The organism is Streptomyces silvae, from assembly GCF_016745505.1.
GTDB classification, from domain to species: Bacteria; Actinomycetota; Actinomycetes; order Streptomycetales; family Streptomycetaceae; genus Streptomyces; species Streptomyces silvae.
Genome location: NZ_JAERUC010000016.1, coordinates 1 through 24,175 on the forward strand (window position 1 = coordinate 1; position 24,175 = coordinate 24,175).

Sequence of the window (24,175 nt, forward strand, 5' to 3'; positions counted from 1 at the left end):
GGGGTGCACCATGCCGCGACGATGTTCGCGGACGCGAGTATCGGTGGCCCGAACGCGCCGCGTCCTCCCGGTCCGCCGGCGCCTCCCGGTCCTCCCGGGGCTCCGCCCCAGGGCCCGCACACTCCGCCGCCGCCTCCCGGTGCGTACGGCTATCCGCAGCAGCCGACGGGGCAGCCGACGGTCGGTCCGGGCTATCAGGCCGTGCTGCGCTTCCGTGCTGCGGACGGCAGTGAGCAGCAGCTGATCCGGCGTTCGGCGCCGGGCACTCCGCATCCGGAGTGGCAGATGCTGCATGAGCTGCGGGGGATGAACGTGCCGCCGCAGCAGGTCATCGAGCTGCACACGGAGCTGGAGTCGTGTGAGCTGCCGGGTGGTTACTGCGCGCGGATGATCCGGGAGACGTGGCCGCAGGTGCGGATCACGAGTGTCGCGCCGTACGGGACGGATCACGCGAGCCGGCAGCAGGGCATGCAGCATCTGCTGACGCATCAGGGTGAGTTGCACCAGGTGGCGGACGGTCCGGCGCGGCCGGCTCCGGTGCGGGCGCCGTTGCCGCAGATGCCGCCTGCCATGGCGGTGCCTCCGGAGGCGCTGGCGGAGGAGATGCTGGGGGCGTTCGGTCCGCAGGGTGTGCTGCGTTTCGACCAGCGGGCGGTGTCCCGTCAGGGTGTGCCCGAGGTGGTGGCGCGGACGCTGATGTGGGCGGGGCTGCCCGTTGATTTCGGGCCGTTCTTCTGGGCGCAGCCGGGGCATCCGGTGGTGCCGACGCTGGCGGAGCTGGCGGCGCAGCGGCAGGTGCAGCCGGCGTCGGACGCGGGTTCGTACCTGGTGATGGGTTCGGACTTCGGCCGGGCGATCTGTGTGCAGTACGGGACGGCGAACATCGTGGCCGTTCCGGTGGAGGCGGGTCCGGGTGGTCAGCCGGTTCCGCCGCAGTTCGTGAACACGGGTCTGCCGGAGTTCGTGCGGTCGATGGCGTTGCTGGGCCGGATGTGGCGGCTGCGGTTCGGGTTGAATCCGGAGCAGGCGGGCCGGTGGACGGTCGATTTCCAGGCGCAGCTGGTGGCGATCGATCCGGCGGCGCTGGCGTCGCCGGAGGGCTGGTGGTCGGTTCTGCTGGAGCAGATGTGGGACGGGTTGCTGTGACCCGGTCCGATCGGATCTGACTGATTGTGTACGAGAGGCGCTCGTCCCGTGATGGGGCGGGCGCCTTTTGTGTGGAGTTCTGTGATGCGGGTCGCTTCGGTCCTGAATACAGCTGATCGATTCCGACTTCCGGGCCAATTACCGCATCCTTGACCTATTGCTTCATGGTCGTGAGGTCGGAGAGCGGGAAAGAGGGCTTCAGGGATGAGTGGTGGACCGGTGTCCGCGCACGGTTTTGTCGGTGTACGGGGACGTGGTTACCGTCCTGAGCAGGTGGACCGCATGGTGGCCTCGCTGTCCGCGGAGCGGGACGGGGCGCTGGAGCGGCTCTCCCTGCTGACGGCGCGGGCCGAGGAACTGGCGGCGGAGTCGGCGCGGCTGGCCGAGGTGGTGGCCTCGCTCCCGCCGCAGACGTATCAGTCGCTGGGGGAGCGGGCGCGGCAGATCCTGGCTCTGGCGGAGGCCGAGGCGGAGGCGGCGCGGGGTGCGGCGCTGGAGGAGGCGCAGGCGCTGCGGGACGCGGCGGACGCGGCGGGCCGGGAGGTCCGTGAGGCGGCGCGTGCGCGGGCGGAGGCGGTCCGGGCCGCGGCGGACGCCCGTGCGGAGGAGGTGCTGGCCCAGGCGCGGGACGGTGCCGGGGCGCTGGTGGAGGAGGCGCGCCAGGAGGCCGGTGAGGTACGGGGGGCCGCCGAGGCGGAGATGGCCGAGACCCGTCGCCGTACGGCGGGTGTGCTGGCGCACCAGGAGCAGGAGCACACCGAGCGGGGCAAGGCGGCGGACGGTGAGATCGCCCGTGCGGAGGCCGCGACGGCGGAGCGTGAGGCGGAGCTGACGGCGCGCGGGGAGGCGTTGCTCGCGGCGGCGCGGCGGGAGCTCGCGGAGACGGAGGAGGCGGCCCGGCACGGTCAGGAGGACGCCGAGGCGCGGGCCGCCGAGCTGTTGTCGGGGGCGCGGATGGCGGAGGAGCGCGTGGTGCGGGAGACCGAGCGGATCCTGCGGGAGCACGAGGAGGGCCGCGAGGAGGTGCAGGCGCACATGGCGCACGTACGTAACTCGCTGGCGGCGCTGACGGGGCGCGCGGTGGCGGGTTCCGCCGGGGACTGAGGGACCGCGGGCTTCGCGCCGGGAGGGTGCCCCTGGGGGTGCCCTCCCGGTGTCCGTTTCGCCACACCATGAGATGTGCACTGGGCACATAACGTGTATGACACATTGAACATGTACGATGCACATCGTCATCGCGTAGAACGCACCACCGACCCCCTAGGAGTTCCACCCTCATGGATGCCCCCCAGCCGACAGCCAGATCAGGCGGTGTGATCGCCACGCTCGCCTTTGCCGGCACCGTGGCGGCGATCATGCAGACCCTGGTCACCCCGCTGATCGCGGAGCTGCCGAAGCTCCTCGACACCACGTCCTCGAACGCCGCCTGGGTGATCACGGCCACTCTGCTGGTCTCGGCGGTGTGCGTGCCGGTCTCCGGGCGGCTGGGCGACCTGCTGGGCAAGCGCCGGATGCTGCTCGCCTGCGCCGTTCCGCTGTTCCTCGGGTCGGTCGTGTGCGCGCTCGCGACCTCCGTCGTCCCGATGATCGTCGGACGTGGTCTGCAGGGCATGGGCATGGGCATGGTGCCGCTCGGCATCGCCCTGCTGCGTGACGTGGTGCCGAAGGAGAAGATGAGCTCCTCCATCGCCCTGGTCAGCGCCTCCCTCGGCATCGGCGGCGCCCTCGGCCTGCCGATCGCCTCGGCGGTCGCCCAGTACGCGAACTGGCGGGTGCTGTTCTGGGGTTCGGCCGTCCTGGCCCTGATCATCTTCTCCCTGATCTGGTTCCTCATCCCGGACGTCCCGGCCGGCGCCAAGGGGCAGCGTTTCGACGTACCCGGCGCCCTCGGCCTGGCCGTCGGCCTGGTCTGCCTGCTCCTCGCCGTCTCCAAGGGCGCCGAGTGGGGCTGGGCCTCCACGACCACGCTCGGCCTGTTCGCCGCCGCCGTCGTGGTGCTCCTCGTCTGGGGCTTCTGGGAGCTGCGGACCAAGGACCCGCTGGTCGACCTGCGCACCACGGCCCGCCCGCGCGTCCTGATCACCAACGTCGCGTCGCTCTTCGTCGGCTTCGGCATGTACGCCGGCATGCTGATCGCGCCGCAGCTCCTCCAGTTCCCCGAGGCCACCGGCTACGGCCTGGGCCAGTCGATGCTCGCCGCGGGTCTGTGGATGGCGCCCGGCGGTCTCATGATGATGATCGTCTCCCCGCTCGGCGGGAAGCTGATCGACGCCCGGGGCCCGAAGTTCACGCTGATCTCCGGTGTGCTGGTCATCGCCGCCGCGTACGGGATCGGGATCCTCCTGATGGGGTCGGCCTGGGGCCTGATGCTGTTCCTCATGATCAGCAGCAGCGGTGTCGGTCTCGCCTACGGTGCGATCCCCGCCCTGATCATGAGCTCGGTGCCGCTGTCCGAGACGGCCGCCGCCAACGGGTTCAACACCCTGATGCGTTCGCTCGGCACCTCGATCGGCGCCGCCGTGATCGGCGCGCTCCTCGCCCAGATGACCACGGAGACGGCCGGCTACAGCTTCACCTCCGAGGCCGGGTTCCGTACGGGCCTGATGTTCGGCTGCGGTGTCGCGGTCGTCGCCGCGGCGATCGCCGCGTTCATCCCGGCCGCGCGCCGTTCCGCGGCCTCCGGCGAGTCGGCCGACTCGTCCGCCTCGCCCGAGGTGGCCGCGCTCAAGGGCTGACCCGCTTCACGCCCCGTACGCCGGCGGGCCCGGCTCCGACCCCTGCGGGGGCCGGGGCCGGGCCCGTCTCACGTCCGTCCCGCGGGCGGGGCTCCCGCCAGGATCCAGGGTTCGACGGCCTCGTACTGGCGGCGCTGTCCCGCCGCGTCCGCGTCCCGTCCGCACACGGTGCCCAGCCACCCGGCCAGGAAGCCGAAGGGGATGGAGACGAGACCGGTCGTGGTGAGCGGGAACCAGTTGAAGTCGCGGTGGGGGAAGACCGAACCGGGCGACCCGGACACGAGGTTGGTGCCGGTGATCAGGACGAACACACAGGCGGTGCCGCCGAGGAGCGTGCAGAGCAGCCCGGTGCGGGTGAAGCGGCGCCAGAACATGCTGTAGACGAGCGCGGGGGCGATGGCGGACGCCCCGACGCAGAAGGACAGGGTCACCAGCGCCTGGACGTTCCAGTGCCGGGTGAGGACGGCGAGGGTGACGGCGAGCGCGCCGACGCCGATCGCCGCGCCCTGCGCCGTGGCCATCTCGGTTCGGGGTGCCAGGGGCCGGCCGCCCCGCCGGCCGTGGGCGAACAGGTCGTGGGCGAGCGAGTTGGCGCAGGCCAGGATCATTCCGGCGACCGAGGCGAGCAGGGTCAGGAAGATCGCCGTGGTCATGGTGGTGACGACGAGCGCCCCGGCCTCGCCCGCGCCCGCGACGGCGCCGGTGACCTGGAGGACGGCGCTGTTCCCCTGGGCCCCGGCGGCGGTGACGCGTGCGCCTCCGACGAGCGCGGCGGCCCCGAAGCCGATGACGGCGAGCAGGAGACAGAGGCAGACGACGACGCCGACGGCCCAGGACAGGGAGCGGCGGACCGAACGGGCGTCGCGGAGGCTGGTCATCCGCATGGTGATGTGGGGCAGGCAGGCGGCGCCCAGCACGACGGTCAGTTCGGAGCTGATCATGTCGAGGTCGCTGCCGCCGAACTGGAGGCCGGAGCGCAGATAGGCGGCGCCCGCGCCGCTTCCGGTCTCGGCGGCGCGGAGCAGGGCGCCGGTGTCCCAGCCGAAGCGGTCGAGGACGAGCACGGAGACGAGGAGCCCGGCCCCGAGCAGCACGACGGTCTTGACGATCTGGATCAGGGCGGTGCCCTTCATGCCGCCGATGGCCGCGTAGCCGATCATGACGACGCCGAGGGCGATGATGGATCCGGTGCGGAATCCGGAGCTGTCGAAGCCGAGGACGAAGGCGAGCAGATCGCCGCTGCCGGCGAGCTGGACGACCATCAGCGGCAGCAGCGCGGCGAGGGTGACGGTGCAGGAGGCGATGCGGGCGGCCCGGCCGGGGGCCCGCCGGGTGAGCATGTCGCCCATGGTGAACCGGCCCGCGTTGCGCAGGGGTTCGGCGAGCAGGAACATCAGCAGGACCAGGGAGAGCACCGTACTGAGGGCCAGGACGAGGCCGTCGTGGCCGGTGAGGGCGATGACTCCGGTGGTGCCGAGGACGGTGGCCGCGGAGAGGTAGTCACCGGCGATGGCGAGGCCGCCCCGCAGGGGTGAGAGCGCGCGGTAGCCGGTGTAGAACGCGTCGAGGTCGTCGCGGTCGGGCCCGGTCATGACGCAGAGCAGCAGGGTGAGGCTGGCGACGGCGATGAACGCGGTCAGGGACATCGACCGGGCGGACTCGTCGAATCCGTTCACCGGCCGGCCCCCTTCCTGCGGTCCTGTACCGGTGCGGGGCCGCCCGTGCGGTGCCGGCGGGCGGCCCGGTCGCGGAGGCCGGCGCTGAGCGGGTCGACGGTGCGGCGGGCGGTCCACTCGTACACCGCGATGGAGACGAGCGCGACGGGCAGCTGGCACACGGCCAGCAGGAGGCCGGTGGTGAGCCCGCCGTCGCCGACCGGACGGGTCATCAGGCCCGGGGCGTAGCCGGACAGCAGGAGGAACAGCGTGAAGTAGCCGAGCGCGGTGAGGGTCGAGACGCGGCGCAGCAGACGGTAGGCGGTGCGCAGCCGTCGCAGGTCGCTGTGGTTCCCGGGCGCCGGGGCGGGGGCCGGTGCGGGCGCGGTGCGGCGGGGCCGTGGCGGCGGGCAGCTCTGCCAGGGCATGAGGTAGTCGCCGGGGTACGGGGGGCGGGCCGGGCGGTGGGGGTACGGGGGCTGCCGGGGTGGGGGTGGCTGCGAGTCGTGCGGCATGGCGGTGCTCCCTGCATGGCTCGGGCCCGGGGGCGGGCTGCAAGGCAGGTGCGCGGATGCGCTGGTGGGAGCGCGTACGTTACTCGCGGGTATCGCCAAGGGGGAGGGTTACGGACGAACTACCGTAGGTAACACGCCAGTTGTCTAGTCCTTCGGCGCCGGGGGAGCGCTCTCGTGCTCGTCCAGGACCGGGAAGCGGCGCGGGGCCACGAAGATCAGCACCAGCAGGGCGAGGACGGCGGCGACCGCAGCACCGGTGAACACGTGGTCCACGGCGGTGTCGACGGCCCGCCGCAGGTAGTCCGTCGCCGCGGCGGAGAGCGCCCCCGCGTCGTCGAGGGCGTGCGAGACGGCGTCCAGGTCGCCCGGCAGCCCCGGGACCGGGGAGGAGGCCAACCGGGAGGCGAGGACACCGTTGGCGACGGCGCCGAAGAGCGCGGCGCCCACGCTCTGGCCGACCTGGCGGCAGAAGAGCACGGACGCGGTCGTCGTGCCCCGCTCGGTCCAGCCGACCGTCGACTGGACCCCGACGATCAGCGGGAGCTGGAAGAGGCCGAGCGTCGCGCCGAGCAGCAGCATGAGCAGGGCGGGCTGCCAGGCGGCGCCGGGGTAGGGCAGCAGCGGGAAGCAGAGCAGCACCAGCAGCGCCCCGGACATCCCGGTGATCGCGGTACGGCGGAAGCCGATGCGGTTGTAGACCCGGTCGGATAGGGCGGCGGCGACCGGCCAGCTCAGGGTCATCACGGACAGGACGAACCCGGCGGCGATCGGGCCGAGTCCGAGGACGGACTGGGCGTAGGTCGGCAGGAAGACGGTCGGGGCGACCATGAGCAGCCCCATCGCGCCGAGGGCGAGGTTGACCGAGGCGATGGTGCGGCGCCGCCAGACCCAGCCGGGGATGACGGGTTCGGCGGCGCGGCGCTCGATGACGACCGTCAGGACGGCCAGCGCGGCGGTCGCCCCCAGCAGCCCGAGCGAGGGGGCCGAGAGCCAGGGCCAGGCGACACCGCCCTGCACGAGCGCGGTCAGCAGGAGCGCGCCCGTGGCGAAGACCGCGAGGGCGCCCGCCCAGTCGATACGGGGGCGGGTCGCGGGGCGCGGCCGGGCGGGCTCGTGGAGATGACGGACCACCAGCCAGAGGGCGACGGCGCCGACCGGCAGATTGATCAGGAAGATCCAGCGCCAGTCCGCGTACGCGGCGAGCAGCCCGCCGACCGCGGGCCCCGCCACGGCCGAAGTGGCCCAGACGGTGGAGAGTTTCGCCTGGATCTTCGGCCGTTCCCTGAGCGGGTACAGGTCGGCGGCGATGGTCTGCACGGTCCCCTGGAGGGCGCCGCCGCCGAGCCCCTGGACGACGCGGAAGGCGATGAGGGCGGCCATGTTCCAGGCGGCGGCGCAGAGCAGGGAGCCGGCCAGGAAGAGGATGATGCCGGCGATCAGGACGGGCTTGCGGCCGAAGGTGTCGGAGAGCTTCCCGTACACCGGAAGGGTGACGGTCACCGCGAGGAGATAGCCGGAGAAGAGCCAGGAGAAGACGGAGAACCCGCCGAGGTCGCCGACGATCTGCGGGACGGCGGTCGCCACGATCGTGCCGTCGATGGCGGCGAGCCCCATGCCCAGCATGAGGGCCGCGGCGACCGGGCGGCGTCCCCGGTCGGTGGCCGGTGCCGTCTCCGGGGCGGCCTCCCCGCGTACCGCTTCCGGGCTGTCCGTACCGCCGGTGCCGTCCGTGCCGCCCACAGGGGTCCCTTCCCTATGCATCTATTTCCCGGAAGACACTGTCTCACCGCCGGTGGGCGTGCGGGAGGCGGAGGCCGAAGGGTGAGACCCCCTACTCAGGTCCCGTCCCGGGGGCCCCGACCCCTAGGGGGAGCACCGTACCTGGGCCCGGGGGCCGTTCCTCCCGCCGGAGGACGAGGGAACGGGGCCCGGTTCCTTAACGTGTTCTTACACCGCGGACAGGCCGCGGACCGGCTGCGGACAGGACGCGAACAGACCACGGACAGGCCGTGGATCGCACCGCGGGCACGCCGGGGAACGCACCGCGATGCGGCCGGCCGCAGGGAGCGGGGTGGGGGAAACCCCCCTCGAAGACTGCGCCGGGCACCAGCGCGCCGGAACCCCTCTTCACCCGAGACTCGGAACGTACACAGAGACGTCCGCGCATCGACCGACATAGGAGATAAACCGTGACAACGGCTGTAACCATTCCCAGGCACGGGGACACTGGAGGGCGTACGGCCGTCGCTGCGCGGGCGCGGCAGGTCGTCAAGGCGTACGGGGCGGGGGAGACCCGGGTCGTGGCGCTCGACCATGTCGATGTGGACATCGTCCGCGGGCAGTTCACGGCGATCATGGGCCCGTCCGGGTCCGGCAAGTCGACGCTGATGCACTGCCTGGCGGGCCTGGACACGGTGACCTCCGGTCAGATCCACCTCGCCGACACCGAGATCACCGGTCTCAAGGACAAGAAGCTGACGCAGCTGCGCCGGGACCGGATCGGCTTCATCTTCCAGGCGTTCAACCTGCTCCCCACGCTCAACGCGCTGGAGAACATCACGCTGCCCATGGACATCGCGGGCCGTAAGCCCGACGCGGCCTGGCTGCGGCAGGTCGTGGAGACCGTCGGTCTAGCCGAGCGGCTCAAGCACCGGCCCACCCAGCTCTCCGGCGGCCAGCAGCAGCGCGTCGCGGTGGCCCGGGCGCTCGCCGCCCGCCCCGAGATCATCTTCGGTGACGAGCCCACCGGGAACCTGGACTCGCGGGCCGGCGCCGAGGTGCTGTCCTTCCTGCGCAGGTCGGTCGACGAGCTCGGCCAGACCATCGTCATGGTCACCCACGACCCGGTGGCCGCCTCCTACGCGGACCGGGTCCTCTACCTCGCCGACGGTTCCATCGTCGACGAGATGCGGAACCCGACGGCCGAGCAGGTCCTGGACCGCATGAAGGACTTCGACGCGCGCGGGCGGACGTCATGACCGTCTGGAAGACCTCGATGCGCAACTTCCTCGCGCACAAGGGGCGGATGGCGCTCTCCGCCGTCGCCGTCCTGCTCTCGGTGGCGTTCGTCTGCGGGACGCTCGTCTTCACCGACACCATGAACACCACCTTCGACAAGCTCTTCGCGGCGACGTCCGCCGATGTCACGGTCAGCCCGAAGGCGGCCGAGGTGACCGACGTCCCGGAGAACGGCAAGCCCGAGTCGCTGCCCGCCTCCGTCGTCGCCGAGGTCGCCGGCGTGGACGGGGTGAAGAAGGCCGAGGGCGCGGTCAGCAGCATGGCCGTCACGCTCGTCGACAGCCGGAACAAGAACCTCGGTTCCGACACCGGTGCCCCGACCATCGCGGGCAACTGGACCGACAACGACCTGCGTTCCATGGAGATCACCTCCGGCCACGCCCCGCGCGGGCCCACCGAGGCCATGATCGACGCCGACACCGCGGAGAAGCACCACCTGACCCTCGGCGACGAGGTGCGCACCATCGCCGTCACCGGCGACATCAAGGCGAAGATCAGCGGGATCGCCGCGTTCACCGTGACCAACCCCGGTGCGGCCGTCGTCTACCTCGACACCGCCACCGCGCAGCAGAAGCTGCTGGGCGCGCCGGACGTCTTCACGCACGTCTCGGTCACCGCGGAAGCCGGTGTCGGGGACACCGAGCTGAAGAAGAGCGTCGCCGCCGCGCTGGGTGACCCGGCCGCGTACAAGCTGCAGACCCAGAAGGAGGCCGCGGACGCCAACAAGGACTCCATGGGCTCCTTCCTGGACGTCATGAAGTACGCGATGCTCGGCTTCGCCGGGATCGCCTTCCTCGTCGGCATCTTCCTCATCGTCAACACCTTCTCGATGCTGGTCGCCCAGCGCACCCGCGAGATCGGCCTCATGCGGGCCATCGGCTCCAGCCGCAAGCAGGTCAACCGGTCGGTCCTCGTCGAGGCGGTGCTCCTGGGCGTCGTCGGATCGGTCCTGGGCGTCGCGGCCGGTATCGGTCTCGCCGTCGGGCTGATGAAGCTCATGGGCGCCATCGGCATGGAGCTGTCCACCAAGGACCTCACCATCGCCTGGACGACCCCGGTGACCGGGCTGGCGCTCGGCATCGTCGTCACCGTCCTCGCCGCGTACGTCCCGGCCCGCCGGGCCGGCAAGGTCTCCCCGATGGCCGCGCTGCGGGACGCCGGCACCCCGGCGGACGCCACGTCCGGCTGGATCCGGGCGGGCATCGGCCTGGTCCTGACCGGGGGCGGCGCCGCGGGCCTGTGGGCGGCGACCCGGGTGGACGAAGCGAGCGAGGGCTCGCTCTACCTCGGCCTCGGGGTGGTCCTCAGTCTCATCGGCTTCATCGTGATCGGGCCGCTGCTCGCCGGTGCGGTCGTCCGGGTCCTCGGCGTCGTGGTCCTGCGGCTGTTCGGCCCGGTCGGACGGCTCGCGGAGCGCAACGCCCTGCGCAACCCCCGGCGTACGGGAGCGACCGGCGCCGCCCTGATGATCGGTCTGGCCCTGGTGGCGTGCCTGTCGGTCGTCGGCTCGTCCATGGTCGCCTCGGCCACCGACGAGCTCGACAAGTCGGTCGGCACGGACTTCATCGTCCAGTCGAACACCGGCCAGCTGATCGTGCCGCAGGCCGCCGACGCCATCGGCAAGGTGCCCGGCATCGAGCACGTGACGAACTACAAGGTGCTCGCGGCGAAGCTCACCAACCCCGACGGCTCGACGGCGGACGAGCACGTCACCGCGGCCGACCCGACCTACCCGCAGGACCTGCGGCGCGAGACCGTCGCCGGTGACCTGGAGAAGGCGTACGGCGCGGACTCCATGTCGGTCGGCTCGGACTACGCGGCCCTGCACAAGATCGAGGTCGGCGACGAGCTCACCGTCGCGTTCAAGGCCGGCGACACCGCGAAGCTGAAGGTCGCCGCGATCACCTCGGACGACACGAGCGTCGACCAGGGTGCGATGTACATCAACGTCACCACGGCCGAGCGTCACGTCGCCGCCGACCGGATGCCCGGGAACATGATCATGTTCGCGGCGGCGGAGGACGGCAAGGAGAAGGAGGCCTACGCGGCCCTCAAGAGCTCGCTCGCCGCGTACCCGCAGTACAAGGTGCAGAACCAGGCCGACTTCAAGGAGGACCTGAAGGACCAGATCGGCCAGCTGCTGAACATCGTGTACGGCTTGCTCGCCCTGGCGATCATCGTCGCGGTGCTCGGTGTGGTGAACACCCTGGCCCTCTCGGTGGTCGAGCGGACCCGCGAGATCGGCCTGATGCGGGCGATCGGCCTCTCCCGCCGCCAGCTGCGCCGCATGATCCGGCTGGAGTCCGTCGTGATCGCCCTGTTCGGGGCGCTGCTCGGACTCGGCCTGGGCATGGGCTGGGGCACCTCGGCCCAGAAGCTGCTGGCCCTGGAGGGGCTCGGGGTCCTGGAGATCCCGTGGCCGACGATCCTCACCGTGTTCGTCGCCTCGGCCTTCGTCGGACTGTTCGCCGCCCTGGTCCCGGCCTTCCGGGCCGGCCGGATGAACGTCCTGAACGCGATCGCCACGGACGGGTGACGGAGCCCGCCGTAGGATGACTGATCCGGCCCCGGGGCGTTCCTCCAAACGCCCCGGGGCCGGTTCGTGTCCCGCCGCCTTCGTCAGGCGTGCATGACCGGCACGTCGTACTGGGGAATCCACTTGTCCCGGGTGACGACCGTCAGCCCCTCCGTCTGGGCCTGGGCGACGAGGATGCGGTCGAACAGGTCACGGTGGAGCGGGGGAGGCGGCCGGCCTTGACGCCGTGCTCCGCCGTGACAGGCAAGGGCTTGAACTGCATGTCCCTGGCCCGCTCGGCGAGATCCGCTGCGCCTTCGAGCTTCCCGAGGTTCTGCTTGACCGCGATCTCCCACGGTGTCGCGGCGCTGACATGAACCTCGGGTTCGGTGCGCAGGAGGTCCCGGACGTCCTCGGAAAGCTCCGGCGAGGCGTCCAGCCACCACAGGACGACGTGCGTGTCGAGAAGCAGCCTCATCCGCGCATCCCGAAGGCTTCGGCGATGTCGTCCGGGAGCTCGTCGAAATCGTCCGGGATGTGGATCTGTCCCCGGAGTGCGCCGTAGTCGGTCCGGTTGACCTTGGACCGCAGCGGCACGACCTTCGCGATGGGCTCCCCGGCCCGGCTGATCACGACTTCCTCGCCCGTCTCGACCTGCTGCAGTATGCGCGAGAAGTGGGTCTTCGCCTCGTGCACGTTGTACTGCCGGGCTGCTTCCATGACTGCCTCACAGGGACCACAGGTGGACTAGCTGCCGGACTAAGGCTAGCCCCGCCGCCGCCTCCGTACGGACAACGGCGTTCCCTCGCGCGAGTGACACACCGGCGTCGTACGCTGGAGCCCCCGGCCCGTGCCACGTGTCGGGTCCTTCGCGTTGCTCCACTCGCCCCACCGGACGGAACCTTCATGAGCCTGCACGGTCTGCTGGATGTCGTCGTCACCGACCCGGCGCTCTCCGAAGCGGTGAAGGCCGCCTCCGACGGCCACCGGGCCCATGTCGACCTGGTCGGCCCGCCCGCCGCGCGCCCCTTCGCCGTGGCCGCGCTGGCCCGGGACGCCGGGCGCACGGTGCTGGCCGTCACCGCGACCGGCCGGGAGGCGGAGGATCTGGCGGCCGCGCTGCGGACCCTGCTGCCGCCGGACACCGTGGCGGAGTTCCCCTCCTGGGAGACCCTGCCCCACGAGCGGCTCTCGCCCCGCTCGGACACCGTGGGCCGCCGTCTCGCCGTGCTCCGCCGCCTCGCGCACCCCCGGCAGGACGACCCGGAGACCGGCCCGGTCAGCGTGGTCGTCGCGCCCGTGCGCTCCGTGCTCCAGCCGCAGGTCAAGGGGCTCGGAGACCTGGAGCCCGTCGCGCTGAGCAGCGGGCAGAGCGCGGATCTGGGCGAGGTCGTGGACGCGCTCGCGGCAGCGGCGTACGCCCGGGTCGAGCTGGTCGAGAAGCGCGGCGAGTTCGCCGTGCGCGGCGGCATCCTGGACGTCTTCCCGCCGACCGAGGAGCACCCCCTCCGCGTGGAGTTCTGGGGCGACGACGTCGAGGAGATCCGCTACTTCAAGATCGCCGACCAGCGGTCCCTGGAGGTCGCCGAGCACGGGCTGTGGGCCCCTCCCTGCCGTGAGCTGCTGCTCACCGAGGACGTACGGACCAGGGCCGCGGCCCTCGCCGAGGCCCACCCCGAGCTGGGCGAACTGCTGGGGAAGATCGCGGAGGGGATCGCCGTCGAGGGCATGGAGTCCCTCGCGCCGGTGCTCGTCGACGAGATGGAGCTGCTGCTCGACGTCCTGCCGAAGGGCTCGATGGCGCTGGTCTGCGACCCGGAGCGGGTGCGGACCAGGGCCGCCGACCTCGTCGCGACGAGCCAGGAGTTCCTCCAGGCGTCCTGGGCGGCCACCGCGGGCGGCGGCGAGGCCCCGATCGACGTCGGCGCGGCCTCCCTGTGGGGCATCGCGGACGTCCGGGACCGGGCCCGTGAGCTGGGCATGATGTGGTGGTCCACCTCCCCGTTCGCCGCCGACGAGGAGCTCGACGGGGACTCCCTGAAGCTCGGGATGCACGCCCCGGAGACGTACCGCGGCGACACCGCCCGGGCCCTCGCAGACACCAAGGGGTGGCTCGCCGAGGGCTGGCGCACGGTGTACGTCACCGAGGGGCAGGGCCCCGCCTCCCGCACGGTCGAGGTGCTCGGCGGCGAGGGCATCCCGGCCCGCCTCGACCAGGACCTGGCCGAGATCACACCGTCGCTCGTCCATGTCTCCTGCGGCGCCATCGACCACGGCTTCGTCGACCCGGCGCTGAAGCTGGCCGTGCTCACCGAGACGGACCTGACCGGGCAGCGCACCGCCACCAAGGACCTGGGGCGGATGCCGGCCCGCCGCCGGAAGTCCGTCGACCCGCTGACCCTCCAGACGAACGACTACATCGTCCACGAGCAGCACGGCGTCGGCCGCTACATCGAGATGGTGCAGCGCACCGTGCAGGGCGCGACCCGCGAATACCTCCTCGTCGAGTACGCCCCCGCCAAGCGCGGCCAGCCCGGTGACCGCCTCTACATCCCCACCGACCAGCTGGAGCAGGTCACCAAATACGTCGGCGGCGAGGCCCCGACCCTGCACCGGCTCGGCGGCGCCGACTGGACGAAGACGAAGCAGCGGGCCAAGAAGGCCGTCAAGGAGATCGCCGCCGACCTGATCAAGCTGTACTCGGCGCGGATGGCGGCCCCCGGCCACGCCTTCGCCCCCGACACCCCGTGGCAGCGGGAGCTGGAGGACGCCTTCCCGTACGCGGAGACGCCCGACCAGCTGTCCACGATCGCCGAGGTCAAGGAGGACATGGAGAAGTCCGTCCCGATGGACCGGCTGATCTGCGGCGACGTCGGGTACGGCAAGACGGAGATCGCGGTGCGCGCCGCCTTCAAGGCGGTCCAGGACGGCAAGCAGGTCGCCGTCCTCGTGCCCACGACGCTCCTGGTCCAGCAGCACTTCGGCACGTTCACCGAGCGGTACGCCCAGTTCCCCGTCAACGTGCGGGCGCTGAGCCGCTTCCAGTCCGACACCGAGTCGAAGGCGACGCTGGAGGGGCTGAAGGACGGGTCCGTGGACCTGGTCATCGGCACGCACCGGCTGTTCTCGTCGGAGACGAAGTTCAAGGACCTGGGCCTGGTCATCGTCGACGAGGAGCAGCGCTTCGGCGTCGAGCACAAGGAGCAGCTGAAGAAGCTGCGCGCCAACGTGGACGTGCTCACGATGTCGGCGACGCCCATCCCCCGTACGCTCGAAATGGCCGTCACGGGCATCCGCGAGATGTCGACGATCACGACGCCCCCCGAGGAGCGGCACCCGGTCCTCACCTTCGTCGGGCCGTACGAGGAGAAGCAGATCGGCGCGGCCGTGCGGCGTGAACTCCTGCGTGAGGGCCAGGTGTTCTACATCCACAACCGGGTCGAGTCCATCGACCGGGCGGCGGCGCGGCTGCGGGAGATCGTGCCGGAGGCGCGGATCGCGACGGCGCACGGGCAGATGGGCGAGAGCCAGCTGGAGCAGGTCGTCGTCGACTTCTGGGAGAAGCGGTTCGACGTGCTGGTCTCGACGACGATCGTCGAGTCCGGCATCGACATCTCCAACGCGAACACGCTGATCGTGGAGCGCGGCGACAACTTCGGCCTCTCCCAGCTGCACCAGCTGCGCGGCCGGGTGGGCCGTGGCCGGGACCGGGGTTACTCCTACTTCCTGTATCCGCCGGAGAAGCCGCTCACCGAGACCGCGCACGAGCGGCTGGCGACGATCGCCCAGCACACCGAGATGGGCGCGGGCATGTACGTGGCGATGAAGGACCTGGAGATCCGCGGGGCGGGAAACCTGCTCGGCGGGGAGCAGTCCGGTCATATCGCGGGGGTCGGCTTCGACCTGTACATCCGGATGGTCGGCGAGGCGGTCGCCGACTACCGGGCGGCCGTGGACGGCGGGGTCGAGGAGGAGCCGCCGCTGGAGGTCAAGATCGAGCTCCCGGTCGACGCGCACGTCCCGCACGACTACGCCCCGGGGGAGCGGCTGCGCCTCCAGGCGTACCGCTCGATCGCCTCCGCGAATTCGGAGGAGGACATCAGGGCGGTGCGCGAGGAGCTCACCGACCGTTACGGCAAGCTGCCGGAGCCGGTGGAGAACCTGCTGCTGGTGGCGGGGCTGCGGATGCTGGCCCGGGCCTGCGGGGTGGGCGAGATCGTGCTCCAGGGGCCGAACATCCGCTTCGCACCGGTGGAGTTGAGGGAGTCGCAGGAGCTGCGGCTGAAGCGGCTGCACCCGAAGACGATCTTCAAGCCGGCCACGCGCCAGATCCTGGTGCCGCGGCCGACGGCGGGCCGGATCGGCGGGAAGCCGGTCGTGGGGCGCGAACTCCTCTCGTGGACCGGGGAGTTCCTCACGACGATCCTGGGGTCGTAGGGCGTGTTCTGAAAGTGGCGCCGTCCGCCCGGAGGGCGTGGCCCGGCGGTGCGGTGGCGAGCGTGAGACGGGCGTGCCCCGGCGGGGCGGGGCCGCCGCCACGGCGGTGGGGCGGGCGCGCACGCACCGTGGAGCCCCTTGCGTCCTGGGCCTACGCTGGACCGCTGTGACCCCTCTTCCTTCCGTACGCCGCCCGCACCGCCACCGCCTGGCCCCGCTGCTGACGCTGGCCCTGACCGGCTCGCTCGCCCTGACCGGCTGCGAGGCCCTGGACGATCTGCCGGACCCCTCGGCCACCACGACCGCGCCGGCCGCCGGAGGGACCGCGCTCAAGGCGGTCGACGGGCTCGTGGTGAAGGGCCGGGCACCCAAGACCGGTTACGCCCGTGAGGAGTTCGGGTCCGCCTGGGCTGACACCGACCACAACGGGTGCGGCACCCGGGACGACGTGCTGGCGCATCAGCTGTCCGGGGTCCGGCGGGACGCCGACGGCTGCAAGGTGCTCAGTGGTGTCCTCGACCCCGATCCGTACACCGGGGGCCGCATCGCCTTCCAGCGCGGCCGCAGCAAGGTGGACATAGACCACCTCGTCGCCCTGTCCGACGCCTGGCAGAAGGGCGCCCAGCAGTGGACCGACGGCAAGCGGCGGGCCTTCGCGAACGATCCGCTCAACCTGGTGGCGGCCGACTCGTCCACCAACCGCCGCAAGGGGGACGGGGACACCGCGACCTGGCTGCCGCCCAACAAGGAGTACCGCTGCACCTATGTGGCCGGCCAGGTGTCGGTGAAGGCGAAGTACGGGCTGTGGGTGACCGGCGCCGAGCGGGACGCCATGCGGAAGGTGCTGGCCGGCTGCCCCGCCGAGAAGCTGCCCACCGGCGGCAGTCCGACCGAGGCGCCCACGCGCTGAGGACGCCCCTGACGGGGCCGGTGACCCGCCTGCCCGGTGCGGGCGTGCTCACCGGCTCGGTGCGGGCTGGCTGGTCACCGGCCCGGTGCGGGCCCGGAAATGCGTTGGCCCGGGGGCGGGCGGTGCATACCGTGGCCGCATGGACCTGAAGATCACCACGCTGGCCGAGCGTCCCGAGCTCGCCGGGGCGCTCGGGGAGATGCCCGACACCTGGCCCGCTTTCGTGCTGGAGGACCTGGTCGGCTGGGCCAACTTCCCCCGCATAGCCACCGAGTTCCCCGAGTTCGTGCTCCTGGCCACCGACCCCGGGGGCGCCGTGGTGGCCCGGGGGTACAGCGTGCCGTTCGCCCTCGAAGCGCCGGGGCGGGGGCGGCTGCCGGAAGGCGGCTGGGACCAGGTGCTGCTGTGGGCGTTCTCCGACCTGCGGCACGGGCGCACCCCGGACACCGTCAGCGCGATCGAGATCACGGTGGCGACCGGGCGGCTCGGGCAGGGCATCTCCGGGCGCATGGTGGCCGCGATGCGGGACAACGCCCGGCGCCTGGGGTTCGGGGAGCTCGTCGCCCCGGTCAGGCCGAGCGCGAAGCACGCGGAGCCCGCGGTGCCGATGGAGGAGTACGCCCGCCGTGTCCGGGACGAGGACGGACTGCCGTACGACCCGTGGCTGCGGGTCCATGTGCGGGCCGGCGGAGTCGTCGAGGGGGTGGCCCCGGTGTCGATGACGGTGAGCGGGCCGCTGGACCGGTGGCGGGAGTGGACCGGGCTGCCGTTCGACGCGGAGGGGCCGGTGGAGGTGGCGGGCGCTCTGGTGCCGGTGCACTGTTCGCCCGCCCACGGGTACGCCGTCTACGTCGAGCCGAACGTCTGGGTGCGGCACCGGACGGGCTGACGCCGGAGAGCCGGCCCGCCCTGAGGGGGCGGGCCGGCATCCGCGTCGGTCAGAGCTTCAGGTCCCACTGGCTCGCGTCCCAGTCGAAGCCGGGGGCGACCTCGACGGTCAGGTTCGCGGCGTCGGCGGGAGCGTCGAAGGCGAACTTCGCCGTGATCTTCCTGCCCGGCAGGACGGTGCCGGTGAACCCCTCGCCGATCTGTCCGTCGAAGATCTGCTCGGCGTCCACACCGTCCTCGCCCGCGCGGGCGTCGACGCCGACGAGCGCCGTGTCGAACTTCTCCTTGCCCTTGTTCTCGATGACGACCGAGACCGTCCAGGCGCTGTTGCCCTTGGTGTGACCGACCGCGAACTCGTCGGCGGTGTACGCGGCCGGGGCGCCCACGGTGATCTCCAGCCCGTCGTCGTACACGGCGGAGTCCCCCTGTCTCAGGACGTCGTCCTTGCCCTCGGTGCCGCCGGCCGCCCCTTCGCCGGCCGCCGCCTCCCCGTCCGCCGCCGGCTTCGCGGAGGCCGAACTCTCCTGGACCGCCTTGTTGATGTCGGTCACCACGTCGTCCACGGCCTTGAACGTCAGGACCGCTCCGACGACCGACAGCACCAGTGCGACGAGGCCGAGGACCGCGCCGAACGTCGTCACCCCCTTGTTCGTGGCCTCTCCGCGCTTGGCGCGGCCCCGCCCCGCCAGGCCCAGGATCAGGGCGATCAGGCCGAGGATCCCCGCGAGCCAGAAGAAGAACGGGATCAGCCCCGAGACCGTCCCGATGATGCCGAGCACGAGGGCGGCGACACCGAGGCCGTTACGGGCGGGGAGCGTGCCCGGCGCCTGTGCGGGGGCGTACGGCTGCTGGGGCGGTTGCGGCTGCGTGTACTGGGACATGGCTGTGCCCTTCCGAGGAACAACGGGGACTGTGAGCGGAACACCGCACCGCATCGGTGTGCGGCGGGTCAATAAGACCATTCCCTGTGAACCGAGTCAACAGGGTTTGCTGTGTGAACCGGTGGCTCGGCGGTATCGGTATGCTCACCCCCACACAGCAGGTGACGCCGACGCGCGCGGAACGGGAGACAGGCCAGTGCCGGATAACTCGACCGAGGTGACCGCGGCCGGAATCGCCAGGCTCGCCGGTGTGGGCCGCGCGGCCGTCAGCAACTGGCGCCGCAGGCACGCCGACTTCCCCAAGCCCGTCGGGGGCACCGAAGCCAGCCCCTCCTTCGCGCTTCCCGAGGTCGAGGAGTGGCTCCGCGACCAGGGCAAGCTCGCCGAGGTGCCGCTACGCGAGCGGGTCTGGCAGCAGGTGGCCGGCCACCCCGACGGCGCTGTGACCGCGCTCGTCCACGCGGGATGCGCCCTGCTGGTCGTCAGGGACCGGCCCACCGCCTGGCTGGAGATCACCGCCGTCTCGGACGCCCGCATGGCAGGCGTGCTGCCGGCCGCCCTGGACCATGTGCTCACCGCACGCTTCGGGGCGGGGCGGGCCGTCCCCACGCCCACGGAGGCCGCCCTCCTGCCGTCCGTCCCGCTGCTCCGCGCCGTGGCCGAACTGGCGGCGGAGGCCGGTGCGCGGAAGGCCTTCGACTTCCTCTTCGGCCGTCAGCTGGACGCCAACCCGCGCCAGTACACCCTCACGCCCCCCGGTCTCGCCGAGCTGATGGCCGACCTCGCGGAACCGGCGAGGGAGTCCGCCCGGCAGAACGGCGGCAGGGGCTCCCGCACGGTCCTGGACCCCGCCGCCGGAACAGGCGCCCTGCTGTGCGCCGTCGGCCGGCCCACAGCGGTGTACGCACAGGAGGCCGACCCCGACCTGGCGGCGCTCACCGCGCTCCGGCTCGCCCTGCACTCCGAGGGCGGCGGAGCCGACGGGCCCGCCCTCGCCGTGCGGACCGGTGACACCCTGCGCGCCGACGCGTTCCCCGGGCTGACCGTGGACGCGGTGCTCTGCCACCCGCCGTTCAACGAGCGCAACTGGGGCCACGACGACCTGGCCTACGACCCGCGCTGGGAGTACGGCTTCCCCGCCCGCACCGAGTCCGAACTCGCCTGGGTCCAGCACGCCCTCGCCCACCTCCGTGAAGGCGGCACCGCCGTGGTGCTGATGCCCCCGGCCGCCGCCTCCCGCCGCTCGGGCCGCCGGATCCGCGCCGATCTGCTCCGCCGGGGCGCCCTCCGCGCCGTCGTCGCGCTGCCCGCCGGCGCCGCGCCCCCGTACGGCATCCCGCTCCACATCTGGGTCCTCCGCAAGCCGGGCACCGAGCAGCACCCGGCGCCCGAACTGCTCGTCGTCGACGCGGCGGAGCCCGAGGCCGCGGGCGCCCCGTCCGGCCGTGACCGGCTGGACTGGGCGGCGGTGCGCGCCGCCGTGCTCGACGCATGGGCGCCCTTCGACGTGCCGGGGCGCCGTGAGCCCGTGGAGGAGCGCCCCGGGACCAGCCGGGCCGTCCCCGTCATCGAACTCCTCGACGACGACGTGGACCTGGCCCCCGCCCGCCATCTGCCGCCCCCGGCCTCCGGTGCCACCGCCGCCGAACTCGTGCGCGTACGGGAACGGCTGGAGGAGACCCTGAAGCTGACCGCCCGGCGCACGCCGTCCCCCGCCGCCCCCGGCGACCAGGCCAGGCGGCCCTTCACCACGGTCGGTGAACTGGCCCGCGCGGGCGCCCTGCGCCTGCGGACCGGCACCGGCTCGGGCAGCGGCACCGCGCCGGTCCTCACCGAGCACGACGTCCTCTCCGGGACGGGCCCCAGCGGTTCGCCCTCCGCCCCGTCGGCCGCCGGCTCGTCGGCCTCGGCCCCGGAGGGCGAACCGGTCCTGCTGGAACCGGGCGACGTCATCGTGCCCGTGACCGGCGGCGCCTCCGTCGTCAGGGTCGTCGACGAGGCGACCGCCGGGGCCGCGCTCGGCCGCAACCTCCAGCTCCTGCGCCCCGATCCGGCCGCCCTCGACGCCTGGTTCCTCGCCGGATTCCTGCGCGGCACCGCCAACAACCGGCAGGCGAGCAGCTACGCCTCCACCGCGACCCGGCTCGACGCACGCCGTCTCCAGGTGCCGCGCATGCCACTGGCCGAACAGCGGACGTATGGTGAGCAGTTCAGCGCCCTCGCCGCCTTCGAGGACGCGCTGCGCACGGCCGGGCGGCTCGGCGGGCAGCTGGTGCAGGGGATGTACGACGGACTCACGGACGGATCGGTCGCTCCGGGATGACGTGAAGCACAACGGTTGTGCACAACCCCGGACCGGTTGTCCGTGCCGGTGTATACGCTCACTGCACAGGTCCCTTCCACCCTCCCCGGGAGCAGCACATGCACGGCTACGGCTATCCGCCGGAGCAGCAGCCGAAGCGCGGTCCGTCCTCGTCCTCGCTGGTCATCCTGCGCGTGGTCTTCGTGGCGCTCGCCCTGCTGAGTTGCACGTTCCTCACCTGGGCGCCGATGCTCCGGCTGGCGATCGTCACCCGCAAGCAGCGCGACTGGTGGCTGTTCGGCCTCGTGCTGGCGCTGAACATCGGACTCATCGTGTACCTCGGGGCGTTGCCGGTGGAGGACGACGTGATGACGGACGGACAGGCGATCGTCATGCTGTCCTGGATGCTGGTGGTCTTCGTCGGCGCGGTCACCTACTACCTGTACACGGAGATACGGCACTTCGCGGCGCACCACCCCCTCCCGGGCGGTCCGCAGGCCGTTCCGTACGCCAACCCCTACAGCGCCGGGGCCCCCGGGGCGTCCTCGTTCCCGTCCGCCGGGCACGCGTCCCGGCAGACCGCACCCGCCCCGCCGGCCCCCACGGCCGGCTACCCGCCGGCTCCGCACCGGAGCCCCGTCCCCGTGCAGCCCACCCCCGCGCCGCCCGCGCCCACCACACCGTCCGCCGCTCCCCAGCGCATCGACCAGGTGCGTGCCGAGCTCGACGAGCTGAGCGACTACCTCCGCAAGGAGGGTGACAGTAGGTGAACGGGCGTGTCATCGCCGGGCGTTACCAGCTGGCGACGATCCTCGGCCAGGGCGGCATGGGCCAGGTCTGGACGGCGTACGACCAACGGCTCGACCGCAGGGTCGCGGTGAAGCTCCTGCACCCCGAGCGCGTCACGGGCCCCTCCGGGAGCGGAGCCGCCGACGAGCTGCGCCGCCGGTTCGTGCGTGAGTGCCGGGTCACCGCCCAGGTCGACCACCCCGGTCTGGTCACCGTGCACGACGCGGGGAGCGACGGCGAGGACCTCTTCCTCGTCATGCAGTACGTCGAGGGCGCCGACCTCGCCGACCACCTCGCCGAGCACGACCCCTACCCGTGGCCCTGGGCCGTGTCGATCGCCGCACAGCTGTGCGCGGTGCTCTCCGCCGTGCACGCCGTGCCGATCGTCCACCGCGACCTGAAGCCCCGTAACGCGATGGTGAAGCCCGACGGCACCCTCACGGTGCTCGACCTGGGCATCGCCTCCGTGATGGACACCGACACCACGCGCCTGACCCACACGGGCTCGGTGATCGGCTCCCCGGCCTACATGGCCCCCGAGCAGGCGATGGGCGGTGCCGTCGGCCCGTACACCGATTTGTACGCGCTCGGTGTGCTCCTGCACGAACTCCTCTGCGGCGACGTGCCGTTCAGCGGGTCCACCGCGCTCGGCGTCCTGCACCGCCACCTCTACGAGCCCCCGCTGCCCGTCCGGCACCTGAGGCCCGAGGTCCCCGAGGCCCTCGAAGCGCTGGTGCTGCGGCTGCTCGCCAAGGACCCCCAGGACCGCCCCGACTCCGCCCAGGAGGTGTACGAGTCCCTGCGCCCCCTGCTGCCCGCCGGCGGCGCCCCGGCCGGTCCCCTCGACCCGACCCGCCCCTTCCTGCGCCCGCACGCCCCCTGGCCCGACCGGGCGGCCGTCCCTGCGTCCGCGCCCGTACCCGCCCAGCAGGCACCTCCCGCACCCAAGGCGCCGCCCGCCCGTCCGAACGTGGCGCAGGCCGTCGACGACGTGAAGCGGCTGCTGGGGGAGGGCCGCATCACCCAGGCCGTCGACATCCTCGGGGGCATCCTCCCGGCGGCGGCCCAGGAGCACGGCGAGCACTCCCCGGTCGTCCGGATCCTGCGCAAGCAGTACGCGGCCACGCTGATGGACGACGGCCAGTACCGCCGCGCCCTCCCGGAGCTGCGCCGCCTCGCCGACGACCGCGCGGCGGAGGCGGGCCCCGCCGACTCCCAGGCCCTGCAGTTCCGTTACGACGCGGCGCAGTGCCTGGAGCAGCTCGGCGAGGCGGCCGCCTCGCTCGCCGAGTACCGCGCCGTCCTGCCCTACTACGAGAACGAGAACGGCTACGCGACGCCCTCCGGCCCCGGCCAGGCCTTCGACATCCGGCACCGCATCGGGCACCTCCTGCTCGGGGTCGGCGACCACGCGGCGGGCCGCGCCCAGTTGCAGGCCCTGCTGTACGACACGGAGCGCGCCTACGGGCCGCACCACCCGCTCCCCACGGAGCTCCGCCGGCAACTCTCCCACCACCAGGACGTACGCGGCTCGGTCTGAGGCCGGGGGTGGCCGGAAAGGGCGCACCGGAAGGGATTTCGGCCGCGACCCCACACTGACCGGTCCGGAAATCGTTGGTCGAAGCAGTGGCCCGAATCACGTCCACTGCCTAACATCGATCACTGCAAGGCTTTGTGCACTGACGCACAAACTCTCCCCGGGAGGCTCCTTTGCACCGCCGTCGTCGCACCGCGCTCGCCCTGTCCGCCGCCACGCTCCTCGCGGCGCCGCTCCTGACCGCCTGCGGGAGCGAGGCCCATCCCGGTGCCGCGGCCGTGGTCGGCGGCGACCGGATCGACGTGGCCACGGTCCAGGCGCAGGCGTCCGACGTGCGCACCGCGCAGCAGGCGTCCGACCGTTCCCAGGAGCTGGTGACGAAGTCGGGCCAGCTGACCCGGGTCAAGCTGTCCGGGCTGATCTTCGGGCGGGTCCTGGACCGTGCCGCGAAGGACGCGGGGGTGAGCGTCAGCCGTAAGGAGATCCAGCAGATCCGCAGTGACGCCGCCGCGCAGTCCGGCGGGGACGAGGCGGTGCGGACCGGCATGCTGGAGCAGCGCTGGGTGGCACCCGGCCAGATCGACGCGAGCCTGCGCCAGGAGGTCCAGCTCCAGAAGCTCGCCCAGGCGATCGGCGCGGACCTGCAGAGCCCCGCCGGGGTGCAGGCCGTCGGCCAGAGCCTCACCAAGGCGTCGAAGGCGCTCCACATCGACGTCAACCCGCGCTACGGCAGCTGGGACGACCAGAAGGTCCAGCTCAGCACGTACAAGGCCCCGTGGATCACCCAGGTCACCCCGGTCGAGGGGCAGGAGCAGGCGGGCGCCTGACGCGTGCCCGGAGGTAGGTT

The 24,175-nt window shown here is 72.4% G+C and carries 17 protein-coding genes and 1 pseudogene; 12 read left to right on the top strand and 6 right to left on the bottom strand.

What is annotated here, in order from left to right; genetic code table 11:
* The 3 genes from JKV81_RS02385 to JKV81_RS02395 all read left to right on the top strand — a co-directional run.
* Positions 1 to 1,146, top strand: a 1,146-nt coding sequence (locus JKV81_RS02385) for an SUKH-4 family immunity protein (RefSeq protein WP_236055053.1), incomplete at its 5' end; no start/stop codon positions are given.
* Between the two features lie 204 nt (positions 1,147 to 1,350).
* Positions 1,351 to 2,250 carry a coiled-coil domain-containing protein gene (locus tag JKV81_RS02390; RefSeq protein WP_202074818.1) on the top strand — a complete coding sequence of 300 codons (900 nt, stop codon included), beginning with the start codon at positions 1,351 to 1,353 and terminating at the stop codon, positions 2,248 to 2,250.
* A 173-nt stretch (positions 2,251 to 2,423) separates the two neighbouring features.
* Positions 2,424 to 3,881, top strand: a complete 1,458-nt coding sequence (locus JKV81_RS02395; RefSeq protein ID WP_129263866.1) for an MFS transporter — start codon at positions 2,424 to 2,426, stop codon at positions 3,879 to 3,881.
* Between the two features lie 68 nt (positions 3,882 to 3,949).
* On the opposite strand, the gene JKV81_RS02400 is transcribed toward JKV81_RS02395, so the two are convergent.
* The 3 genes from JKV81_RS02400 to JKV81_RS02410 form a co-directional block, all read right to left on the bottom strand.
* Positions 3,950 to 5,527, bottom strand: coding sequence for a sodium/solute symporter (locus JKV81_RS02400; RefSeq protein ID WP_129266999.1), 1,578 nt, complete (start codon positions 5,525 to 5,527; stop codon positions 3,950 to 3,952).
* 26 nt (positions 5,528 to 5,553) lie between these two features.
* Complete coding sequence (locus tag JKV81_RS02405; RefSeq protein ID WP_129263864.1) at positions 5,554 to 6,051, bottom strand: DUF485 domain-containing protein; 498 nt, start codon at positions 6,049 to 6,051, stop codon at positions 5,554 to 5,556.
* 144 nt (positions 6,052 to 6,195) lie between these two features.
* Positions 6,196 to 7,812 (bottom strand): MFS transporter, encoded by a 1,617-nt coding sequence (locus tag JKV81_RS02410; RefSeq protein ID WP_202074819.1) that lies wholly within the window; start codon positions 7,810 to 7,812, stop codon positions 6,196 to 6,198.
* Positions 7,813 to 8,240: 428 nt separating this feature from the next.
* On the opposite strand from JKV81_RS02410, the gene JKV81_RS02415 reads away from it, so the two are divergent.
* Entirely contained in the window at positions 8,241 to 9,029 is a 789-nt protein-coding gene (locus tag JKV81_RS02415) for an ABC transporter ATP-binding protein (protein WP_124277340.1), read from the top strand.
* Complete coding sequence (locus JKV81_RS02420; RefSeq protein ID WP_202074820.1) at positions 9,026 to 11,605, top strand: ABC transporter permease; 2,580 nt, start codon at positions 9,026 to 9,028, stop codon at positions 11,603 to 11,605. Before JKV81_RS02415 ends, JKV81_RS02420 begins: the two co-directional genes overlap by 4 nt.
* A gap of 83 nt (positions 11,606 to 11,688) precedes the next feature.
* On the opposite strand, the pseudogene JKV81_RS02425 reads toward JKV81_RS02420, so the two are convergent.
* Together JKV81_RS02425 and JKV81_RS02430 are read right to left on the bottom strand one after the other, a co-directional pair.
* Positions 11,689 to 12,062: pseudogene (locus JKV81_RS02425) on the bottom strand (type II toxin-antitoxin system VapC family toxin).
* The gene (locus tag JKV81_RS02430) at positions 12,059 to 12,304 is read right to left on the bottom strand and encodes a type II toxin-antitoxin system Phd/YefM family antitoxin (RefSeq protein WP_053929133.1); all 246 of its coding nucleotides are present in this window, start codon (positions 12,302 to 12,304) and stop codon (positions 12,059 to 12,061) included. Before JKV81_RS02430 ends, JKV81_RS02425 begins: the two are co-directional and overlap by 4 nt.
* Positions 12,305 to 12,490: 186 nt before the next feature.
* Between JKV81_RS02430 and mfd the strand changes: the two genes are divergently transcribed.
* From mfd to JKV81_RS02445, 3 genes are all read left to right on the top strand, one after another.
* The gene (gene mfd / locus JKV81_RS02435; RefSeq protein WP_129263857.1) at positions 12,491 to 16,021 is read left to right on the top strand and encodes a transcription-repair coupling factor; all 3,531 of its coding nucleotides are present in this window, start codon (positions 12,491 to 12,493) and stop codon (positions 16,019 to 16,021) included.
* Positions 16,022 to 16,187: 166 nt separating this feature from the next.
* Positions 16,188 to 16,931, top strand: coding sequence for an HNH endonuclease family protein (locus JKV81_RS02440; protein WP_372444055.1), 744 nt, complete (start codon positions 16,188 to 16,190; stop codon positions 16,929 to 16,931).
* A 139-nt stretch (positions 16,932 to 17,070) separates the two neighbouring features.
* The gene (locus tag JKV81_RS02445) at positions 17,071 to 17,820 is read left to right on the top strand and encodes an N-acetyltransferase (protein ID WP_202074821.1); all 750 of its coding nucleotides are present in this window, start codon (positions 17,071 to 17,073) and stop codon (positions 17,818 to 17,820) included.
* 49 nt (positions 17,821 to 17,869) lie between these two features.
* On the opposite strand, the gene JKV81_RS02450 is transcribed toward JKV81_RS02445, so the two are convergent.
* Positions 17,870 to 18,700 carry a DUF4352 domain-containing protein gene (locus tag JKV81_RS02450; RefSeq protein WP_129263853.1) on the bottom strand — a complete coding sequence of 277 codons (831 nt, stop codon included), beginning with the start codon at positions 18,698 to 18,700 and terminating at the stop codon, positions 17,870 to 17,872.
* A 196-nt stretch (positions 18,701 to 18,896) separates the two neighbouring features.
* Here JKV81_RS02450 and JKV81_RS02455 point away from each other — a divergent pair, with 196 nt between their 5' ends.
* The 4 genes from JKV81_RS02455 to JKV81_RS02470 all read left to right on the top strand — a co-directional run bounded on the left by JKV81_RS02455 (position 18,897) and on the right by JKV81_RS02470 (position 24,155).
* A complete protein-coding gene (locus JKV81_RS02455; RefSeq protein ID WP_202074822.1) occupies positions 18,897 to 21,023 on the top strand; it encodes an N-6 DNA methylase in 2,127 nt (708 codons plus the stop codon).
* Positions 21,024 to 21,121: 98 nt separating this feature from the next.
* On the top strand, positions 21,122 to 21,772 hold the full coding sequence (locus tag JKV81_RS02460; protein WP_129263851.1) for a hypothetical protein: 651 nt from the start codon (positions 21,122 to 21,124) through the stop codon (positions 21,770 to 21,772).
* Positions 21,769 to 23,331, top strand: a complete 1,563-nt coding sequence (locus tag JKV81_RS02465; RefSeq protein WP_202074823.1) for a serine/threonine-protein kinase — start codon at positions 21,769 to 21,771, stop codon at positions 23,329 to 23,331. The genes JKV81_RS02460 and JKV81_RS02465 overlap by 4 nt, the downstream gene beginning before the upstream one ends.
* Before the next feature lie 170 nt (positions 23,332 to 23,501).
* The gene (locus JKV81_RS02470) at positions 23,502 to 24,155 is read left to right on the top strand and encodes a SurA N-terminal domain-containing protein (protein ID WP_124277331.1); all 654 of its coding nucleotides are present in this window, start codon (positions 23,502 to 23,504) and stop codon (positions 24,153 to 24,155) included.
* Positions 24,156 to 24,175: the final 20 nt, after the last annotated feature.